Here is a 19,439-nt window from a genome sequence, read left to right as displayed (position 1 = left end):
CGAATCATGTGCTCTCACCCGCTTTTTGTGATGACTCAATTATACGACAAAAAAGGTACAGCCTCTTCAACTTTCTTGAAGGGCAGTACCTTTTTCTAAGAGCTAGACTTTTTCAGTGGCCTCGCCTCGGCCAAAGGGCTTTTTACATGAAATCATGTTTTGAATCTCGCACAATCGACTTATTATGCGTAATCGTTGATTCAGTCAGCAATGGTTCACAACGATTCCTTCTCGACGACGGGAATTGCACGGTTCAAGACATAACAAATATCCAGTTTTCTTGTACATTTCTTCATGTACTCAGTACTAGTTTGCACATATATTTAAGAACATAAGTTACCACATTCACTCATAGGAGGCGATGTTGATAATGAAACAATCTAGTATTATTGATGCAGATGTTCACAATGCCATAGCTCATCCCAAGGATATGCTGCCATTTTTGCCGAAGGCATGGCATGATTATTGGCTTGCTGCCGGACCAGCTTATGGCGGGGGCTGGCACTCACCAATAGGCGTTATGCGTAAAGATGCTGTGCCTGAAGGTGGGGTAATCCCTGGAAGTGATCCTAGGTTTATGTTAAAGCATCATTTTGAGAAATATGGGATAGATTACGGGATTCTAACAGGTTCGGGTATTTTAGGCATCTCCTTAAATCCTAATCCGGATTATGGCAATGTAATTGCCAGTGCGTATAATGACTGGCTAGTAGAAACCTGGTTGAAGGCAAGTCCCATCTATAAAGGGTCGATTCTGATTAACCACGCCGATCCAATGGCCGCAGCGAAGGAAATAGACCGCATGGCCAAACACCCTGATATGATTCAAGTCATTATGTGCAGTGGATCAAGAATGCTATTTGGACAACGGTTTTATCACCCCATCTACGAAGCTGCTGAGCGAAATGGGCTACCGGTTGCTGTTCACCCTGGTACAGAGGGTAGGGGCATTGCAGGAGCCCCAACTCCGTCAGGTTACCCAACAAGTTATTTGGAGTGGCACAACATCCTGCCAACGAATTACATGGCTCATGTGAATAGCCTAGTCTGTGAAGGCGTATTCGAGAAGTTTCCTATGTTGAAATTTGTCGCTATTGAAGGAGGGATCGCGTGGCTTCCGCACCTCATGTGGCGAATGGACAAAAACTTCAAAGGTCTACGAGACTTAGTTCCGTGGCTAAAAAGACTACCTTCTGAGTATATCAAGGAGCATATCCGGCTCACGACACAGCCGATCGAAGAGCCAAGCAACAACCCAGAGCATTTAAATCAAATTTTTGATATGATAGGTGCCGACAATATGGTCATGTTCTCTTCCGATTATCCTCATTGGGATTTTGATAATCCCCAAATGGCGCTACAGCCGATCCGAAAAGATTTGCGGCAACGGATTCTGTGTGATAATGCACGGGAATTATATGGACAGCACACATTCCCAGCAGGTAAGCAGGAGGTATAACTGGATGGCTAAAGTGAGAACAAGATATTTGGCAGCTAGAGTAGAGGAGTTCGAAAAGAAAGATCGAATGATTGTCGAGCTCAAAGGGATTGAAATTGGCTTGTTTCTCGTTAATGGGAACTACTATGCATGGAGAAACATATGCCCTCACGCTGCGGCACCTATTTGTGAGGGGGTTGTATGTGGGACGCGTCTTCCATCACAGGTCTATCAATATGAATACGGAAGGGATAAAGAAATATTGAGGTGTCCATGGCACGGATGGGAATTCGGTCTAACTGACGGAAAGCACTTGGTTGAAAGTGGTGTACGGTTGCGTGGGTACGCGGTTGAGGTCGAGGGAAATGACATCTATGTGTTGATGTAACGAAAATTTTATCGTCTCAAGCTCAAACTGCAATAGGTTATTTCTTTATTCGGGTAAAACGCTAGAAGCTGAGATCAATAATCCAGCTTCTTTTTTTGTGAACAAGAAAAAGTTGTGAAATGGAGAAAGATTGTTGTTGAGAGTGGCAGTTTGTGTCGCGATATCAGACAGTGTTTAATATAAATCACATAAATACAATACTTGACGAATCAGAAAGATGCAAAGCGCGGTCTTACCCGCAATTCTAGTACAGATGCTGTTTTTGGAGGCATTCACTATGAAGTAAGGCAACATATTGACCAACCTTCTTCTCCCCATATTTAGCGAGGAGCCCGGCCCGGCGGTTGCTTTCTTTCCTCGTTATTCGATCAACTTGCCGCGAACTTCAGGTTTTTTTGTCCTCATCATGCGTCCAATGCCTGAGAGATGGCAAATAAAGGAGGAGACAGACATTTTATGCGGACGCACAGGACAAAATAGTTGGGCGGAGCTGCTAAGGAGTTTTTTATTTTAATTACTTAAAAGTGTAGTTTGACGAAATCATTCTAAGAAGACAGTGCCGCATGCGTTCTTCAATGGTACTCGAGCATGCTATCGCGTGGATGCCGCTCCTATGCGTTCACCTACACTCTTGCTTTCCCTAAACGAACAGTTATCATGAGCATAAACAATAGAATAGAAGCATCATCATGAGGCTGCCGATTTTCATCGGTGGCTTATTTCCTTTATTTCGACAGTATTTTTGAGTTCAATGGGGTAAGTTTAATTTGTTTGAATCGTCATCCATTAAAGGGGCGTTGGTATGGGGAAAATGAAAATTCTCGAGCGAGCACTCTCCTGGGCAAATTTAAAAAACTACAAAATCGAGCATAAATTAGTGTTGACTTATCCACCTTTGATAGCGCTTTCGATTCTAGTGGTCAGCACGTTTTGCATCATGTTAAGTATTGACCTGTTTCGCGAAAAATCGATCAGCTACTCCGAAAATATTCTCAAGCAAATCAGCTTTAATATTGATACCCAACTAAGCCGAATCGATCAGGATACGATGATTTTTTATCAGAACCATGATGTAACCGATTACTTCGCCTCCAAAATGGATTCCAGCAGCAGCGATTACTTTCAATTTCTCCGAAAGCTTCAGGAGTTTCTCACCAACTTCCTCATTTCGCATCAGAATGTCGAATCGATTTATTTAATTAATAACGAAGGGGAGGTCGTGAGCACCTCCTCCGATATTTTGAATTACGAATCACCCAAATTCTATAACGAAAAAGCGTTAGAGGGTGATGGGCGCATGGTATGGCTGGAAACGAAAACAAGCAGCATGGGCAACAATGTCATTCCGGCCGTCCGGCAAATTGTGAATACGACGACGATGAAGGGAACCGGCTCCATTCTGGTAAATTTCAAAGAGACCTCAATCAGCGACTTATTGCAGAAGGATTATATCGGCAAAAAGGTCACGATGGTCGTCATCAACCGGACCGGGGATGTCATTTCAAGCCAGGATAAGAATCAGCTAGGAGAAAAAATTAATCCTCAAATGCTCGAAAATATTAAAGCGCAGGGAAAGGACGAAGGGTACTTTTTTCAAAAGGAGGGCAGCGAGAGGGTCTATTACAATTTTTATCAGTCGTCGTTTACGCAGTGGATCTACTTATATCGCATTCCCAGCACGGATTTGTTTTCCGGCTATGAGAAGGTGCAGCATTGGATGCTTGTGGTGGCGGCTTTTTTTATCATCGTCGGCGTGCTTTGCTCCAGATACATCGCTTACCATATTTCGAAGCCGATTATTCGGATTATCCGAGAAATGCGCAGTATTGAGACCAACAACCTGCTCGTGAATTTGAATTATGACGGGAAAGATGAGCTCACCTCACTGGCCTCCTCGTTTAATTCCATGATGGACAGGCTTCGCCTTGTGATCAAGAAGGAATCGGATTTGCAGCGGATGAAGCACGAACTGGAGATCCGGGCGATGCAGGCGGAGATTAATCCTCATTTTCTATACAACACGCTGGAAGCGATCAACTGGATCGGACGGATGAATAACATTCCCAAAATCTGCGATATGACCACGATGCTCGCGGAGATTATGAGGTACAGCATAAGCAACCGGCAAGATCTGGTTCGGCTGGAAGAAGAGCTGGCTCATGTGAAACGGTATTTGAACATTCAGAAAATCCGGTTTGAAGACAAGCTGTCGATTTTAATCGATGTGGATGAAGCGCTTCATCACATTCTCATTCCGAAGCTGACGCTGCAGCCGATGGTTGAAAATGCCGTGGTTCACGGGCTAGCGGATAAGGACGGCGTAGGACGGATACGCATTTCGGGAAGATCGCAGGAGGACCGGGCCGTGCTCATGGTGGAGGATAACGGCTGCGGGATGCCGGAGGAAAAAGTAAACGCGCTGCTATCGAATCAGCAAGATGAATATCGAATCCGTCAGAGCATAGGGATCAAGAATGTGGACAGCAGACTTCGCTTGTTTTTCGGCGAGCCCTACGGACTGCAATTTAAGAGTGTGGTTGGCAGGGGCACTCGCGTTACGATTCATTTACCGATGAACCAAGGGGGAAATCAGGATGCGGGGCGTGTTGATCGCGGACGATGAAGCAATCATTCGAGAAGGGCTGAGGCAATCAGTGGATTGGGGCAGTTTAGGACTGCAGGTTGTAGGTGAGGCGTCCAATGGAGAGGAAGCAATCAAGGCGATTGTACAGTGGGAGCCGTCCATTCTCATCACGGACATCAAAATGCCGAAGAAAAACGGCCTCGAGGTCACGCAGCTGGCCAAGCAACTATTTCCGGAGATGATCGTTATTATTCTCAGCGGCTATTCGGATTTTGACTATGCAAGGCAAGCGATCCAAGGGGGCGCATTTGATTATATTCTCAAGCCGACGGTGTTTGCCGATGTCATGGAAGTGATAACGCGGGCTGTCCGGTTAATTGAGCTGGAGGAGCAGCGGAAGTCGGATTTCGAACGGTTTAAAACGGAGCTGAGGCGCAATATCACCTTTTACCGTTCTGCGTTTTTGCATAAATTGCTTAGTTCCCCACTGCTGGATGAACGGATGCAGCAGCACCTGCCGGAAACCTTATGGTTGTACGAAATGAAAGAGGACGGTCCGGTTTATTTGCTTGCCTGCAAGGTGGATGAGTTCGATTCGCTTCGGTATCATTCGGAGGAGCAGCTGCGCGTCTATTTGCTTGCACTGGAGCATTATATCGCTGGTTTTCTTGCTTCAGTACCGGGTGCTTATGCCGTCTCTATCAAGGACGATCTGTTCGTGATTGTTCTGCAGGGTGATGAGCCCCAAGGAGAACAGGATCTCCTTCGTCTGTGCGAGGAGCTTCAGGAAAGCCTGAAAAGTCATTATTTGCCCATCACGATTTCGATCGGGATCAGCAAGGAGAAGCAATCGATGCTGGACCTCCATAAAGCTTATCTGGAGGCTTGTGAGGCATTGGAGCATATTCTTTACTTGGGCAAAGACGCGATCATTTTTTACGATGGCCTCTACGACCAGCATGAGATCACGGCCCTAACGTATCCGCTCTTTGCCGAGTGCAGCCGATCGGCTGTCAAAGCCGTACTCATCGGCGACAGTGAGAACGCTCTGCGTCATATCCACCAGCTGTTCCATTGGTTCGAAGTTCACGGAGTTACCCGGGAAGCGATCCAAAGCGTGTGTATGGAGCTTGGCGCATTAATCTATGTATCGCTCGACAATGGCAAGCAAGAGCAGATCTACACCAGCCGCGACGAGTATTACAACGAAATTAAGAATGGTCAAACGTCAGAGAGGATTTTTCATGTGGTGCAGTCATTTGTGCAGAGCCTGTCCGAGCAAATTTTCCAAAAGACGCATTCTAGTCATAAAAAACTGGTTCAGCAGGTGCTAAGGCTGATACAAAGCCATTATATGAACGATCTGACCCTGAATTGGGTGGCGAAGCAGGTGCATTTGAACACCAGCTATTTAAGCAGGCTGCTCAAGAATGAATGCGGTGAAAATTTTACGCAGCTGCTGGCGAAGCAGCGAATTGATCAAGCCAAAGCGCTGCTGAAGGATCCGACGGTTAAAATATATGAGGTATCGGATAAGGTTGGGATCGCCGATCCGCACTATTTTGCCGTGCTGTTTAAGAAACAGACGGGGATGTCGCCCAGTGAATTTCGGGATCATTTTGAAGAAATTTTTTAACAGGGCTCCGTGGCAAGAAGTCATTTCATCAAACGAAAAGTAAAACTAAACCGCTTACAATCGTTTTGCGCGCCTCCTATAATTTGAAATGTAAGCGTTCTTACTAATCTTTGGAGGGGATCTTCGTGAGGATCAGATCAAAACAGGTAATGACTTCCTTCACCGTCCTGCTAAGCGCGCTGCTCGTTCTCGCAGGCTGCAGCAGCGGTACAAGCAGCTCAACCGGCACCAGCACCAGTACCGGCGGCAGTGGGACCGTTTCGCCGGCGGCCGCCAGCCCGGCACCGGCACCGGCAACCGCCGCGCCAGCCGAGAAGGTACGTCTCAAGCTCATGTTCCAAAAAGGGCAGGGGACAAAGGACTATTTTGGCGATTGGATGCAGGAGAATATTAGTCTGTTCAAAGCGAAAAATCCGAACATCGATTTCGAGGTCATTGCCAATACCTGTTGCGATAACTATTTGACCGTCATCACCACCGACATGGCTGCCAACAACCTCCCTGATATATTCCAAGGCTGGACGCTGGAGCGGATGCGCCCCTTTGCCGAAGCGGGACGCCTGCTCGATTTGACGAGCGCGATCAATGAGAACCCTGACTGGAAAACGAACATGTCCCCTGACGCCTTGAAAGGTACGACCTTCAATGGCAAGGTATACGGCCTTCCGCTGGCGCAGGATGCGGAAATCGTCTATTACAACAAAGAGGTGTTCGCTAAGAACAACCTCCAGCCGCCCAAAACGTATGACGAGCTGCTCAATATTATTGATGTGCTCAAAAAAGCAGGCATTACTCCAATCACCATGCCTAATAAAGAGCCATGGGTAGGGACGATTCCCTACATGATGCTAACAGAGCGTATTGGCGGTCTGGATACATACCAAGCGACCGTCATGGATAAAAAAGGTTCCTGGAAGGATCAGCCGTTTCTCGACGCCGGACAAAAGTTGCAGGAGCTGATCAAGCGCGGCGCGTTTGAAGAAAACGTCAACAGCATCACCACCAAGGAGTCGGAAATCAAGCTTTCCGAAGGGAAGGCCGGCATGTATGCGATGGGCACCTGGTCCATTGCTCCGCTCTATGGCGCGATGAAAGAGAATTTGGGCTTCTTTAACTTCCCGGACATTTCTGGCGGCAAAGGCAGTAAGGACCACTATCTGATCCTTCCCAACTCGGCCCTGTCCGTGAGCGGAAGCTCGAAGCATCCGAAGGAAGCGTTGGAATTCATGAAATTTGTGTTCTCACAGGAGCGACAACTGGCCTTCGCCAAGCTCGGCTACTTAACCGCGTATAACACGAAGGTGCAGGCAGGAGACCTGTCGCCGTTCAATGAACAGCTCATCAAAGCGATTAATGCCAAGACCGGCTTGATGTATCCATGGGATGTGCCGCTCGGCGTGTTCATGGGTAAGGAGCTGAACAATACGACGCAAAGCCTGTATACGGGGGCGAATCCGAGCGAAGCGTTCGACAAGCTGCAAAAAACGGCGGAAAGCCAGAAGAAATAAAGCCGGTTAAGCATCGGGCGGTAAGGGTGGCCATCGGCCATGCCAAGTGGCGCCTTTACCCCCTATGAATCGCCATTCATCGCGCGCCAAAGGAGGTGCACAAGTTGGAAAGAATGCTTCGCAGCAAAGGGGTTATCGCCTTTTTCGTTCTGCCGGCTTTCTTGATTTATGCGCTCGTCCTGCCGGTTCCCATCCTCAAATCGATTTACTATAGCTTCTTCGAATGGAATCTGGTCGGAACGAAGGAATTTATTGGACTAGACAACTACAAAACAATGTTTACGCATGATGCCATTTTTCTAAATGCATTAAAAAATACGTTCATTTTCTCATTCGGTTGTATTCTGCTGCAGCTTCCGCTGGCCTTTTTACTTGCCTACTGGCTCTCGAGCGGGATTAAGGGGACCAAATTTTTTCGAGGGACCTATTTTCTACCCGTCATCATTTCAGGGACTTCCATCGGTCTCTTGTGGCAGTTCATTTACAACGGAAACCATGGGCTGCTCAATGCGATCATTCAATGGTTGGGCTGGCCGGGCTTTCATAAAGATTGGCTGTCCGATCCCAAATTCGCCATTTATGGCGTCCTGATCTCCGTTTCCTGGCAATTTTTCGGCTACCATATGGTGATTTTTTTGGCCGGGATCTCCACTATCTCCAGCGAGGTGATCGAATCCGCCAAAATCGACGGCGCCAGCGGCTGGCAGGTGCTCTGGGGAATCGTGCTTCCACTCGTCAAGCCATTTCTGGTGATCAGCCTGGTGCTCGCTATGACCGGCTCGGTCAAAGCGTTCGACAATGTCATCTCCCTCACCGGAGGCGGTCCTGCGCATGCTTCCGATGTGCTGGCCCTCCACATGTATAACACGGCTTTTCATGAGATGCGTTATGGGTATGGAAGCGCCGTTTCGGTGGTGCTGTTCGTCTTGAATATCCTGTTTACCGTGATGTTCTCGTTTTTGCTGCGGGAGCGGAATCGGGAGGTGTCTTCGGCTTGAGCTATAAGCTAGCGCGTCAATCCTTCGCCGCCCTGCGGTTCGTTCTGCTCGCGGCGATCGCCGTCACGGTTATCTATCCGCTGCTGTGGGTGTTCCTGGGTTCGTTTAAGACCGAAAAAGAGTTCTTTCTCAACCCATGGGGCATTCCTTCCGCGCTGCATTTCGAAATCTATACCAACGTCATCAAGCAGTATAGGCTCGATATTAATATTTGGAACAGCTTTCTGATCGGACTCCTGAGCACGATCATTATTACGCTCGTGAGCGCCTTGGCAGCCTACGGGATCATCCGGATGAAGTGGAGTGGAAGCAAATGGATGCTCGGTTTCTTCCTGCTGGGCATTATGATTCCGGTGCATTCCACCCTGATTCCTTTATACATCAGCCTTCAGGGCTTAAGGGAGTGGATCGATCCCCGATTGGTCCTGTTGATTCCTTATGTAGCCTTCGGTATACCCACATCTATTCTGATTTTATCGGGTTACGTTTCCACCTTGTCCAAGGAGATCGAAGAAGCTGCGGTGATGGATGGAAGCTCGCTCATCGGCGTCTTTTTCCGGATTATTCTTCCGGTTTCGGTTCCCGCGCTCGCGACGGTCGGGATCTTGTCGTTTATTCATGCATGGAATGAGCTGCTGTATGCGTTGGTGTTTCTTCGCGATACGGCCGAGCAGACGATCCCGGTGGCGATCTTGAAGTTCGTCGGGTTTTATTCGACGGACTGGTCAAACGTCTTCGCGTGCATATCCATCACGATCATTCCGAGTGTGATCATCTATGTCTTCTTGCAGGAGAAAATCGTGCAGGGGGTTACCTCCGGTGCGGTAAAACATTAATCTTTTGCATACAAAAAAAGGAGTGGTGACCTATGATCCCGACACTTAATCCGGTTACGACCGGTCGCGGGGTGCCGTTTCTGGAGTTTATTGATGCGGCTTCCGACGCCGGATTCCCGGCTGTAGAGTATTCCATCGTGCCCTTTGCCGAGTATGCCAAGAGCACGTCCGTGAACGGACTTCAAGATCTGTTGGCTGAAAAAAGACTTCGCTTGGGCTCGTTCGGCCTGCCGGTGGAATTCCGCAAAGATGAAGCCACCTTCAAGGAGCAGTTGGCCGAATTACCCAGCTACATTGAGCTGGCCCGGGAGCTCGGCGTAACCAAATGCTGCACATGGCTATTTCCCGCGACGGACGAACCGGTGGCGGAATATACGAGCCGCTTCATCCGCAGACTTCGGGAATGCGCCAAAGCGCTGGAGGCGGGCGGCATACAGTTTGGCATTGAATGGGTGGGGCCGAAGACGCTGCGTACGCTCAAGCATGACTTTATTCATACGATCCCAGGGGCGCTGGAGCTGATCGGAGCGATTGATGTACCCGGCGTCGGGCTGCTGTTCGACAGCTTCCATTGGTTTACCTCTAGGGCGACGGTGGACGATATTTTACAGCTGCGCAAGGAGCAGGTGGTGCTTGTGCATCTCAACGATGCGCCGGACCTGCCGGCGGACGAGCAAATCGATAACCAGCGGCTGCTGCCCGGTGAAGGCATCATTAACCTCGGGGCGATGCTCACCGCTTTAAGGCAAATCGGTTACCACGAATATGTTTCCGTGGAAACGTTCAGTGATACGCTTCCGCTGCTGGGAGCGAAGGAGGCTGCGCTGAGGACGAAACAGGTGGTCGACCGAGTGCTCGCAGTGGGCTCGGAAAGAGCGTAGCTTCTTTATATCTAAACAGGAGGAATGAAAATGGCCACATTGACGAACGAAGAACTTCAATTTTATCGCCAGAATGGGTATTACCTCTACCACAAGCCCTTATTTTCTGAGGAAAAAATGAACCGGCTGCGTTCGATTTTCGATGAGCATCATGCGGAGAAGGGCGATAAATTGTCCGACGAGCTGGACACGCCGCATTTTCGCGATGAGCGGCTGCTGGAGTTTCTGCTGAGCGACGAAGCGCTCGATTTGGTGGAGCCGATTACGGGACCGAATATCATCATGTGGACCAGTCATTTCATTTGCAAGGATCCGCTCGTTGGTAGAGCTACGCCTTGGCACGAGGACTCGGCTTATTGGAAGGGGAGGTTCGACAACTACGAGAACATCGTCACCATCTGGCTGGCGCTGGATCGAAGCTCGGAGGAAAATGGCTGCATGCGCGTCATTCCCGGCACCCATGTCAATGGCTTCTCGGAATATGAGGCGGTGGACGGGAGCCGAAATTTGTTCAAAACGCAGATAAAAAATATTAACGATTCCGATGCGGTGTACTTCGAACTGGCGCCCGGTGAGTGTTCTCTGCATGATTCCCGGATCATTCACGGCGCGAAGCCGAATACCAGTAACTACCGCCGATGCGGCTACACGATGCGCTATTTATCAGCTTCGACCAAGGTTCACGACAACAAGAAGAACGAAGGCTGGAAGTTTTGGCTGGCCCGTGGCAAGGACATGGCCGGGAACCACTATGTGAACGTTTAACACTTGCAACAGATGGAGGAGTTCCCATGAAAAAAGTAGCGATTACCGGTGTGCGCCAAGCTGAGATCATTGAAGTGCCGACGCCGGTCCCAACCGGAGATCTGGCCTTGGTGAAAATTTTGGTTACCCCGATGTGCACGGAATACAAAGCGTATTTGCAGGGGACGTACCGGGATTGCCTCGGGCATGAAGCGGTGGGCGAGGTGGTAGAGCTGGCCCAGCCCGGCCATGTGAAGGTCGGAGACCGCGTCGTGGTGACGCCGCTGTTCCCGTGCGGCCAGTGCCGACTATGCAGGCAGGGGGACTACATCCACTGTCAGCACAATCATCCGCTAACGGATGCCACATATGCGCAGTATATTTTAAAGCCGTCCTGGGTGCTGTTTAAAATACGCGATGATATATCGAATGAGCACGCGGCACTGGCGATCTGCGGTCTAGGACCTTCCTTCGGGGCCTTTCAGACGCTCGGTGTCTCCGCTTTCGATACGGTTCTGATCACGGGCTTGGGGCCTGTCGGCATCGGCGCCGTCATTAATGCCAAGTACCGTGGCTCCCGCGTGATTGCTGTGGAATCAAATGCTTACCGGGTTCAACTGGCACAGGAGCTCGGCGTGGATGCCGTCATTAATCCGGCCGACCCGGACGCCGTCCGCAAGATCAAGGAGCTATGCGACGGAGAGGGACCCTCCTGTGCGGTGGATTGCTCCGGCGTGGTGGCGGCCCACAGACTTTGTATCGACTCCGTCCGGCGCAAGGGCAAGGTCGCCTTTATCGGCGAGAGCTTCACGGAGACGCCGGTTACGATCAGCAATGATTTAATTCGCAAGGGCATCCATTTGATTGGCTCCTGGCACTATAATGCCAATGATTTTCCGAGTATCTTGCAGGTCATTCGGAATTCACCTCATCTAGATAAATTTATTACCCACGTGCTGCCCATGAGCCGCATCAATGAAGCGTTTGAAATCTCTGTCTCGCAAAACAATGCCAAAATATTATTAAAAACCTGGGAATAGAATAGATCATCGGAAGGAGCACAGACCCTCATGCGAAAAATTAAAGTCGGCTTAATCGGCTTGGGAGAGGTGGCGCAGATCACCCATCTTCCGATTCTGGAGTCCTTAGCCCACCGGTATGAAATTGCAGCGATTTGTGACATTTCTCAGCAATTGCTGGCAGCGATCGGCGAGCGTTATAACGTAAGTAACCGCTATACAGACGCAGCCGAGTTAACGAAACAGGCTGATTTGGATGCGGTTTTCGTACTGAACAGCGACGAGTATCATGCGGAATGCGCCATAGCCGCCCTTGAGCAGAAGAAGCATGTGTTCCTTGAGAAACCGATTTGCCTGACGCTTAAAGATGCGGAGAGGATGATCCGGGCAAGGGACGAAGCGGGCGTGCAGGTCATGATCGGCTACATGCGGAGGTTTGCGCCTGCTTATGTTAGCGCCGTGCAAGAGGTGAAACAGCTGGGAAAGATCAACTACGCCCGGATTCGGGATATTATCGGAGCCAATCGGCTTATCATCGAGCAAAGCAGCAACGTGCTGCGTCCGAACGACCTTCCTAAAGATGCGATAGCGGATAAGCAGGAGCGAGCGCAGCGCATGGTTAGGGAGGCGATCGGCGACTCCGCTGTTGAATTCCAGACGGCTTACCGACTGCTCTGCGGGCTCGGCAGTCACGATCTGTCCGCTATGAGGGAGATTCTTGGATTTCCGAAGCGGGTCGTCTCGGCGTCCCAATGGAACGGTGGACGATTCATGAACGCGATCCTGGAGTTCGAGGGATTCAATGCTACCTTCGAAATGGGTGTGGATCAGCAAAGGCGCTTTGACGCCCACATTCAAATCTATGGCGATCAAAAAGCGATCACAATTCAGTACGATACGCCGTATATCCGCCACCTGCCGACAACGAAAATTACGGAGGAGACCGCGGGCGAGGCGTTCCATCGCACGGTAGATCGACCTAGCTTTAAAGACGCGTATACGGTTGAGCTGGAGTATTTCCACGATGTCGTTACGGAGGGGGTCGCCCCAAAGACGACCATCGAAGACTCCATGGAGGATTTGAAGCTCTTCGCCATGCTGATCGAGGCGATGAAAGCCAGCGCGCCGGCAAAATAAATTCCAGACGCTACGAGTGGTCCGCTATGGACATCATGAGCAGCGGCTAAGTCATGTTCCACTGCCCGGAATGGTGGCGGTAGCTGAAGTTGCTGGAGCAACTAGGAGTGACCCCCGTAATGGTTGTGGCACCCATCCATGCGAAGATGCATGTGAATGAGGTGGGAAAACTGCCCAGCGGCCTTACCGTCAAAACGTCACGCCTCGCCCTTGAAGCGGATAAGGTGATTGTGAATTAAATATATGGCCGAGTACATTATACAAATGGCCAAAGTGGTGCTGTCCAGGTTCCGGTCATCTTCAGGTTCCGGTCATCTTTGGTCTGGCAACGATCGATGTCACTGCTATAGAGGCATGAATCAGCTCCGATTGATTCAAATCAAGAACACGCTGGATTTAAAGCACCTATGGATCTCCGAAAGCCTACTCCACAAGCGCTTGGAATACCGAATGTCGAGATGCTTGGGCAGCCGATGGCGATGAAATTTTTTAAAGGAGAGAAGAAGCGGGATGAGCGGACTAACGCCTGAGCAACGGGATCATTTTCAAGAGCACGGGTACGTGATCTTGAAAGAACTTTTAACCGAACAGCAGGTCGAATCGATTCGTGCGACCATCGTTCGAATCGCTGAATATGAACGAGCTGAGGGGCAGGGGGCGGTTTACGGCAATGGCAAGCATCAGCGAATCTGGAATCTGATTAACAAACATGCCATGTTTCGCGAAGCCATCCAGCATCCGACCATTATCCAGGCCATGAAGGACGAGATGGGGGAGAACATGTACCTGAGCAGCTGGACGGCGAACATCATCGGGGCGGGAGGCGCTGAAGAAGGCTTGCACATCGATACGCATGTACCGGATCCGCTGCCTGTGTATCCTTTGAAAGTCAATAGCATCTGGATGCTGGACGATTTTACCGAACATAATGGCGCTACTCGAATTTTGCCGGGCAGCCACCACCTTCGCCGCCACCCTCAAGCGGAGGATCAGCAACGTGACGATCTAATCAAGCTAATTGCACCGAGAGGTTCGGTCGCCTTAATTCACGGAGGATTGTGGCATCGCAGTGGAACGAATCAAACGGACCGGGAGCGTATTGGTATGCTAGGCAGCTTCTGCCCATGGTTCATGCGGCCCCAGGAGGACCATCTACAAATTATCGACCGCGAGGTTGTAGAAGAAGCCTCACCGCTGCTTAAGCACCTGATCGGATACGGGTTCGGGATCAACAGCAGCGCGAGATTAAAGCTACCGATTTGAACTGCAAGGAGCTGAGATCCTATGATCCAGCTTCTTTTTAGTTTTTTAATTGCGTAAAACAAAAGTTTGGAGAAGATCAATATGGAATCGGGATACATCCACACTTCTCTAAGCAGCGCCTCCTTGTAAATCTTTAGTTCATATGATATGACAGATATTGAACGTTCAACCACCTGGAGGTACCCCGCTTGAAAAACTCGCTTTTTTACCGCATCTTACTATCCTACACGCCGATCTTCTTCGTCATTATATCGCTCCTGATCGTGATCTTCTATGTGAAGATCAATCACGCCTCGCAGAATCAGATCAAACACACGAACGAGCTGCTCGCACAGCACATCAGTCGGAATATCGACTCCTCACTGCAGCTGACCGAGGATGTCATTTTGAATGAGCTGCTCACGGATGAGAAGATCAAGTTGTTCTACGACGCCAAGCAAGAGATCGAACCCTTCCTGGCCTACCAAATTTCCAAAAGCTCGGCGACATGTCGAACATGTTTCCATTCTTAAACGATGTATACGTCTACAACAAGACCACGAATGAGATTATTACAAAGAACACTGTATTTCAGAAAAGCCAGTTTCTCGACCGCCCATTTATTGATAGCGTGCAGAGCCGGCCTTCGCCCTACCGCTGGAGCGCTCCCCGCGCCTACAAGGAGTTTCAGGATGTGAGTGCGACCAGTGTCGTCACGGGTGCCGCTCAGCCTGAAGGATCAAGGCATGATTGTGGCAAATGTCCGGACCAGCAATATCTACAGCATGATTGAAGAAGTGACTGACTCCCAGATGAGTAATGTGCAGCTGCTGGATGCGGATAGCCGGCCATTTTTTGATAAAAATACGACCTTCCTTTCGGCAGACTCGATGCAGAAGGAGAGATCTGGCTCAAGTGCAAGCTATGAAGCCCGGGCTTGGCTACGTGGAAATGGCTTCGCGGCTAAAAGAGTCGAGAAGTCGCGGATTTGGATGTGTAGAGGGACGACCTGCAAGGGGGTTAGTCTTTCGAAAGGGCGCTCTCTTCAGTGAAGTTGGAATCTATCCGTTTCAATGTTGTGACAATTCTAATTGAATTCTATATTTACTTTTATAGTTCAATTGGGTATAATGAACATTGTAAAACATTCCCCATATGGAGGTCATGCCGTATGAAAGCGATGTTTGAAATTAACATGAATGATCCAAAGGAAGTCAGTGGTTTGAAGGAACTACTGGAGGTCAGATTATCACAGCTCGAAGCAGATGACGAGGATAGCGTTGGAAGTCCAATTGAATCTAGAACAGAGCAAATGAACAATATCGACCGACTCCGTGATTTCGCTTCCCAGGCTTCACCGAATCAAATTGATGCACTCAAGTGGATGAAGGCGAACCCAGGTCCATTTTCAGCTCATCTTATTAAGAACGATATTCCAATTTTAGCCCCGCACGGTGCCCTAAGTGGGGTTTTTCGACCGGGACGTTGGCAGCGGATTACGGGAGGGACCAAGGAAGGGTTTCCGTTTCTCCAAATTGACTGGAATCACGAAAAAGGATGCGGGATTTACCGCGGGCTGACGCCGGAAGAAGCAGATGCTCTGCAGCTGTAATTTTCGTAAAACAAAGGTGGTTGAAATAAAAACAGCGGAGCTCTTATCAAGAGAGCCAAACCAAGGAGGAATTATCATGTTAACCATTAAAGCCAAACTTAAGCCTGCACCTCAAAGCAATCTAACAGCCAACATATTCTTAAATGATGCTACAGGCGTTTATGATTCGTCCGCAGGCATTTACGAAAGAGTTGTTCTACTACCCGGATCCATACTGGCTAAACATGATACTAAAGGATGGATTTATCGTGACCTAGAAAGCCTAGTGAGAAGCGAACATGTTGAAAAAATCGGCAATCAATACAAGGTACTAAAGCCGATTGTCGGGAGTACGAGCGGTACAGCTGCTGCTGTTTTAGGCGAGGGTGTAGTTCCAAACGGGTTTGATGAGTGGAAGCTAGCAACCGGAAAAAGCATTAACGAATCAGGTGAAAGATAATAAGTCAGACAGTTGATTTCAGATGACGGCAGATTTAAAGGTATTGTGGAGATACAAAGAGCCGAAATAAGCAAAATTCTAAAAGCGGTAGTCATGGACAGAAATAAAGTCCGGACTGCCGCTTTTTATTGAGCATAGCCCAATCTCAAGAAAAGATCCGGCAATTGCTTTTGCTTAGACTACAGGGACCACTAGATTACCGGTTGATCAATAAAATTGTTGATGTTGGACTCATTGATCTTAACAATAGATTCAACTTCACAATCGGTAACAAGCCAATCTTTTACGTTCATCGATTATTGATCATGATTTTCCCTGAATTATTTACTTCGATTTCGGATCGGGTAAAGCTGGACAAGACGAGTAAGGAGAGGGGCATCAAAAGTGAAACGTTGCTTTTGAACGTGTGCAATTCCAAATCCGGGATAAGGTCGATACCTTTATTCATGAAGCGGGGCTGGAGGGCGAGAGCGATTTCGTTAAGAGAGGTATTGCATGGTGGGTGCTTGATGCAGCCAAAGCAATAAAAAGTCCCTTTAAATAGAAATGCATGGACGGCATCGCATCAAGGTGAAAATGTTGACAAAAACGGAGAAACGTTTCGGGAAAAATCAATGCATGGAATGGGAATTTAATGCCTGAACATAATGTGATAGACTTCAATAGTAGAGTGGATATTCATGTCGGCGTTTCTGAGAAAGGACGTGGCTTCATGCGAATCCAAATCCATCAATGGATTGAGAGTCGAAACAAAAAAATTTCTTGCATGATTCACCCGGCGAAAAATGCCAATCTAAATTCAGTGGTAGTATTCTGCCATGGATTTACCGGTGAAAAATTAGGCGCAAATCGATTCTTGCTGAATATGGCAAGAGTAATTCAAGAAATTGGAGTAAGCGTTGTTCGTTTTGACTTTTTAGGCTCCGGTGAAAGTGAAGGGAGTTTTTCCGAAGAGACTACGGTTAGCGGTTGGAAAGTGGATTTAAGTACAGTCGTAGCCTGGATCGCAAATCAGCCCGAATTTCAGTCGAGCTCTATTTACCTTCTTGGACACAGTCTGGGCGGATGTGTGATATTGCTTCATGAGGAAGGTGAGATTCCCATCGCAGGTCGAATTGCATTGGCCCCTGTAATCGATCCGATATCCAATTTTCGCGACATTATTATCGGCCGACAATTATGGGAGCAGGCAGTTTCCGGACAGACAATTACGAACTTTTACGGGAAAGGTTTTTCACTTCATAAAGAATTTGTCCTTGATTTGCTTACCGAGAAGCATCAACCGCTCAAGGCGGTACAGCAGTATAATACGCCCCTTCTAGTAATACATGGGAATTCGGATGCGGCAGTTCCTCATCAAGGATCTGAAACGCTTGTCGGTTCATATCAAGGGGAGAAAGAACTGTATACCATCGATCAATGCGACCATGTGTTTACCGGATGCACTTCAATGCTAGAATCGAAAATTAAAGGCTGGTTAACTAAGCATATCGATTGAATGTTGCAACTGTTACAGCGGCACGATGTCAATTTTCAACGGAAGGGGAGGAAGAAGCTATGAAAGCCATACAAAAGCAGGGGAAGGGATTGGCGGCTTATATTGAAACGCACACACCGGATTACGGACCCAAAGATTTACTCTTAAAACCACTGTATTCCGGCATTTGAGCCACAGACCTGCATGTTCTTTACCACGATCTGGGTCAGGAAAAAAAGAAATTCCCGCTGATCATGGGGCATGAATTTTCCGCCGTTGTGGAAAAGGTCGGCAGTGAGGTTGAGTGTTACATCGGCACCAATCAAAAAATATCCGTGGGACACCGGGTGACGGTTGAACCGATACTTCCATGCGGAAAATGCGAATATTGCTTTAAAGGGAAAGTTAATTTGTGCCCGTTCATGTCCCACCTAGGCATTTTTGAGGACGGATGTTACGCCGATTATGTGCGGGTTCCGGCCCACCGTGTTCACCAGCTCCCCGACAAGTTATCGGATCTAGCGGGAGCCCTGGTTGAACCGTTGGCTTGTGCGGTCAATTTCTTCGATAAAGGCCGGATTCAACCGGGAAATTCAGTGGTGATTCTTGGAGGGGGCTCGATCGGTCAGTTAACTCTGCAGGTCGCCCTGGCTTCAGGGGCCGGTATGGTGATCGTCAGTGACCCGGTGGCGAAGAAACGGGAGCTCGCTTTGAAGACTGGGGCACATGCGGTGATAGATCCAACGCAAGAGGACATCGTTCAAAAGGTACGAACCCTTACCGGCGGTGGGGCGGATATCGTCATTGAATGTGTCGGCATTTCCGCAACCGTGTCGCAAATGGTTCATCTGGTGCGGAGGGGCGGCAGATGCGTAATGGCAGGCATCCCTTCATCCAAGATTCCGATGGATTTACTGGATCTGGTGTTTGGGGAGATCGAGCTGGTCGGAGTGATGGCCACGGCCTGGCAATTTCCGAGGGCTATGCGGATGATAGAACTGGGGCTTGTCAATGTTCAGGCTGCCTTGGAGCGGGTAATTCCTTTCACACAAGCGATTGATGGGTTGAGGAAAGCTTTTGAGTCGAATGAATTAGGTAAGCTTGTGATCGAACATGGAAAATAAGTCTGTCGGGTAACAAGAGCATTGTAAAAGTCACATACAACAAAGTCCTCGGCTAAACAAAACGCTGATGATTCACTACAATATAATCATAAATAACAACTACCCGCTCGTTAGGAGCGGATATTTGTTATTTATCAGCGTTCAACACGCCGGCCTTCTTCTGGTCGTCAAAGATATGAGTATAAATCATTGTGGGTTTGGATCGAATTATTTACTGGCTGGTCTTTTAGTTTTAATTACTCAACTTTCGCAGCTAATAAATCAGCCTAAGACCGTGTGAGTACTGGATTTGTGATCGAAAAGATACCCTACTTGAAAAATAGAAAAACACCGCTTCCTTTGGTAAAGTGAGAGTGTCGAAGTCACACTACTACCA

Annotated in this window: 18 protein-coding genes; all 18 read left to right on the top strand. The window is 48.7% G+C overall.

What is annotated here, in order from left to right:
* The first annotated feature begins 361 nt into the window (after positions 1–361).
* The 18 genes from FPZ49_RS33825 (at position 362) to FPZ49_RS33740 (ending at position 19,063) form a co-directional block, all read left to right on the top strand.
* On the top strand, positions 362–1,459 hold the full coding sequence (locus tag FPZ49_RS33825) for an amidohydrolase family protein (RefSeq protein ID WP_144854962.1): 1,098 nt from the start codon (positions 362–364) through the stop codon (positions 1,457–1,459).
* A 4-nt stretch (positions 1,460–1,463) separates the two neighbouring features.
* Complete coding sequence (locus FPZ49_RS33820; protein WP_144854960.1) at positions 1,464–1,826, top strand: Rieske (2Fe-2S) protein; 363 nt, start codon at positions 1,464–1,466, stop codon at positions 1,824–1,826.
* Positions 1,827–2,628: 802 nt separating this feature from the next.
* Complete coding sequence (locus FPZ49_RS33815) at positions 2,629–4,449, top strand: sensor histidine kinase (protein WP_144854958.1); 1,821 nt, start codon at positions 2,629–2,631, stop codon at positions 4,447–4,449.
* On the top strand, positions 4,421–6,046 hold the full coding sequence (locus FPZ49_RS33810; RefSeq protein WP_144854956.1) for a response regulator: 1,626 nt from the start codon (positions 4,421–4,423) through the stop codon (positions 6,044–6,046). The genes FPZ49_RS33815 and FPZ49_RS33810 overlap by 29 nt, the downstream gene beginning before the upstream one ends.
* Positions 6,047–6,171: 125 nt before the next feature.
* Complete coding sequence (locus tag FPZ49_RS33805) at positions 6,172–7,554, top strand: ABC transporter substrate-binding protein (protein WP_144854954.1); 1,383 nt, start codon at positions 6,172–6,174, stop codon at positions 7,552–7,554.
* A 113-nt stretch (positions 7,555–7,667) separates the two neighbouring features.
* Positions 7,668–8,552: a carbohydrate ABC transporter permease gene (locus tag FPZ49_RS33800; RefSeq protein ID WP_261381751.1), complete on the top strand. Its 885-nt coding sequence runs from the start codon at positions 7,668–7,670 to the stop codon at positions 8,550–8,552.
* The gene (locus FPZ49_RS33795) at positions 8,549–9,388 is read left to right on the top strand and encodes a carbohydrate ABC transporter permease (protein WP_144854950.1); all 840 of its coding nucleotides are present in this window, start codon (positions 8,549–8,551) and stop codon (positions 9,386–9,388) included. Before FPZ49_RS33800 ends, FPZ49_RS33795 begins: the two co-directional genes overlap by 4 nt.
* A gap of 32 nt (positions 9,389–9,420) precedes the next feature.
* The gene (locus tag FPZ49_RS33790; RefSeq protein ID WP_144854948.1) at positions 9,421–10,269 is read left to right on the top strand and encodes a sugar phosphate isomerase/epimerase family protein; all 849 of its coding nucleotides are present in this window, start codon (positions 9,421–9,423) and stop codon (positions 10,267–10,269) included.
* A 30-nt stretch (positions 10,270–10,299) separates the two neighbouring features.
* Complete coding sequence (locus tag FPZ49_RS33785) at positions 10,300–11,034, top strand: phytanoyl-CoA dioxygenase family protein (protein ID WP_144854947.1); 735 nt, start codon at positions 10,300–10,302, stop codon at positions 11,032–11,034.
* 26 nt (positions 11,035–11,060) lie between these two features.
* Positions 11,061–12,053: a zinc-dependent alcohol dehydrogenase gene (locus tag FPZ49_RS33780; RefSeq protein WP_144854945.1), complete on the top strand. Its 993-nt coding sequence runs from the start codon at positions 11,061–11,063 to the stop codon at positions 12,051–12,053.
* A gap of 30 nt (positions 12,054–12,083) precedes the next feature.
* Positions 12,084–13,169: a Gfo/Idh/MocA family oxidoreductase gene (locus tag FPZ49_RS33775; RefSeq protein ID WP_144854943.1), complete on the top strand. Its 1,086-nt coding sequence runs from the start codon at positions 12,084–12,086 to the stop codon at positions 13,167–13,169.
* Positions 13,170–13,679: 510 nt separating this feature from the next.
* Positions 13,680–14,432 (top strand): phytanoyl-CoA dioxygenase family protein, encoded by a 753-nt coding sequence (locus FPZ49_RS33770; protein ID WP_144854941.1) that lies wholly within the window; start codon positions 13,680–13,682, stop codon positions 14,430–14,432.
* A 188-nt stretch (positions 14,433–14,620) separates the two neighbouring features.
* The gene (locus FPZ49_RS33765) at positions 14,621–14,944 is read left to right on the top strand and encodes a hypothetical protein (RefSeq protein WP_144854939.1); all 324 of its coding nucleotides are present in this window, start codon (positions 14,621–14,623) and stop codon (positions 14,942–14,944) included.
* A 165-nt stretch (positions 14,945–15,109) separates the two neighbouring features.
* Positions 15,110–15,463, top strand: coding sequence for a hypothetical protein (locus tag FPZ49_RS33760; protein WP_144854937.1), 354 nt, complete (start codon positions 15,110–15,112; stop codon positions 15,461–15,463).
* 119 nt (positions 15,464–15,582) lie between these two features.
* Positions 15,583–16,023: a hypothetical protein gene (locus FPZ49_RS33755; protein WP_144854935.1), complete on the top strand. Its 441-nt coding sequence runs from the start codon at positions 15,583–15,585 to the stop codon at positions 16,021–16,023.
* Positions 16,024–16,099: 76 nt separating this feature from the next.
* Positions 16,100–16,462 (top strand): hypothetical protein, encoded by a 363-nt coding sequence (locus FPZ49_RS33750; protein WP_144854933.1) that lies wholly within the window; start codon positions 16,100–16,102, stop codon positions 16,460–16,462.
* A 634-nt stretch (positions 16,463–17,096) separates the two neighbouring features.
* On the top strand, positions 17,097–17,960 hold the full coding sequence (locus tag FPZ49_RS33745) for an alpha/beta hydrolase (protein ID WP_144854931.1): 864 nt from the start codon (positions 17,097–17,099) through the stop codon (positions 17,958–17,960).
* A gap of 179 nt (positions 17,961–18,139) precedes the next feature.
* A complete protein-coding gene (locus FPZ49_RS33740; protein WP_261381750.1) occupies positions 18,140–19,063 on the top strand; it encodes a zinc-dependent alcohol dehydrogenase in 924 nt (307 codons plus the stop codon).
* Positions 19,064–19,439 lie beyond the last annotated feature (376 nt).

Origin of the sequence: Paenibacillus cremeus, from assembly GCF_007786445.1 — a bacterium.
GTDB lineage: Bacteria > Bacillota > Bacilli > Paenibacillales > NBRC-103111 > Paenibacillus_G > Paenibacillus_G cremeus.
Note: the sequence above shows the minus strand (reverse complement) of the source record. Positions and strands in the feature narration are given on the sequence as shown.

Coding starts and splice junctions, on each gene's coding strand:
- FPZ49_RS33790 (WP_144854948.1), top strand. CDS start 9,421: ATGATCCCGACACTTAATCCGGTTACGACCGGTCGCGGGGTGCCGTTT.
- FPZ49_RS33745 (WP_144854931.1), top strand. CDS start 17,097: ATGCCTGAACATAATGTGATAGACTTCAATAGTAGAGTGGATATTCAT.
- FPZ49_RS33815 (WP_144854958.1), top strand. CDS start 2,629: ATGGGGAAAATGAAAATTCTCGAGCGAGCACTCTCCTGGGCAAATTTA.
- FPZ49_RS33755 (WP_144854935.1), top strand. CDS start 15,583: ATGAAAGCGATGTTTGAAATTAACATGAATGATCCAAAGGAAGTCAGT.
- FPZ49_RS33775 (WP_144854943.1), top strand. CDS start 12,084: ATGCGAAAAATTAAAGTCGGCTTAATCGGCTTGGGAGAGGTGGCGCAG.
- FPZ49_RS33780 (WP_144854945.1), top strand. CDS start 11,061: ATGAAAAAAGTAGCGATTACCGGTGTGCGCCAAGCTGAGATCATTGAA.
- FPZ49_RS33800 (WP_261381751.1), top strand. CDS start 7,668: ATGCTTCGCAGCAAAGGGGTTATCGCCTTTTTCGTTCTGCCGGCTTTC.
- FPZ49_RS33820 (WP_144854960.1), top strand. CDS start 1,464: ATGGCTAAAGTGAGAACAAGATATTTGGCAGCTAGAGTAGAGGAGTTC.
- FPZ49_RS33810 (WP_144854956.1), top strand. CDS start 4,421: ATGCGGGGCGTGTTGATCGCGGACGATGAAGCAATCATTCGAGAAGGG.
- FPZ49_RS33770 (WP_144854941.1), top strand. CDS start 13,680: ATGAGCGGACTAACGCCTGAGCAACGGGATCATTTTCAAGAGCACGGG.
- FPZ49_RS33825 (WP_144854962.1), top strand. CDS start 362: ATGTTGATAATGAAACAATCTAGTATTATTGATGCAGATGTTCACAAT.
- FPZ49_RS33750 (WP_144854933.1), top strand. CDS start 16,100: ATGTTAACCATTAAAGCCAAACTTAAGCCTGCACCTCAAAGCAATCTA.
- FPZ49_RS33785 (WP_144854947.1), top strand. CDS start 10,300: ATGGCCACATTGACGAACGAAGAACTTCAATTTTATCGCCAGAATGGG.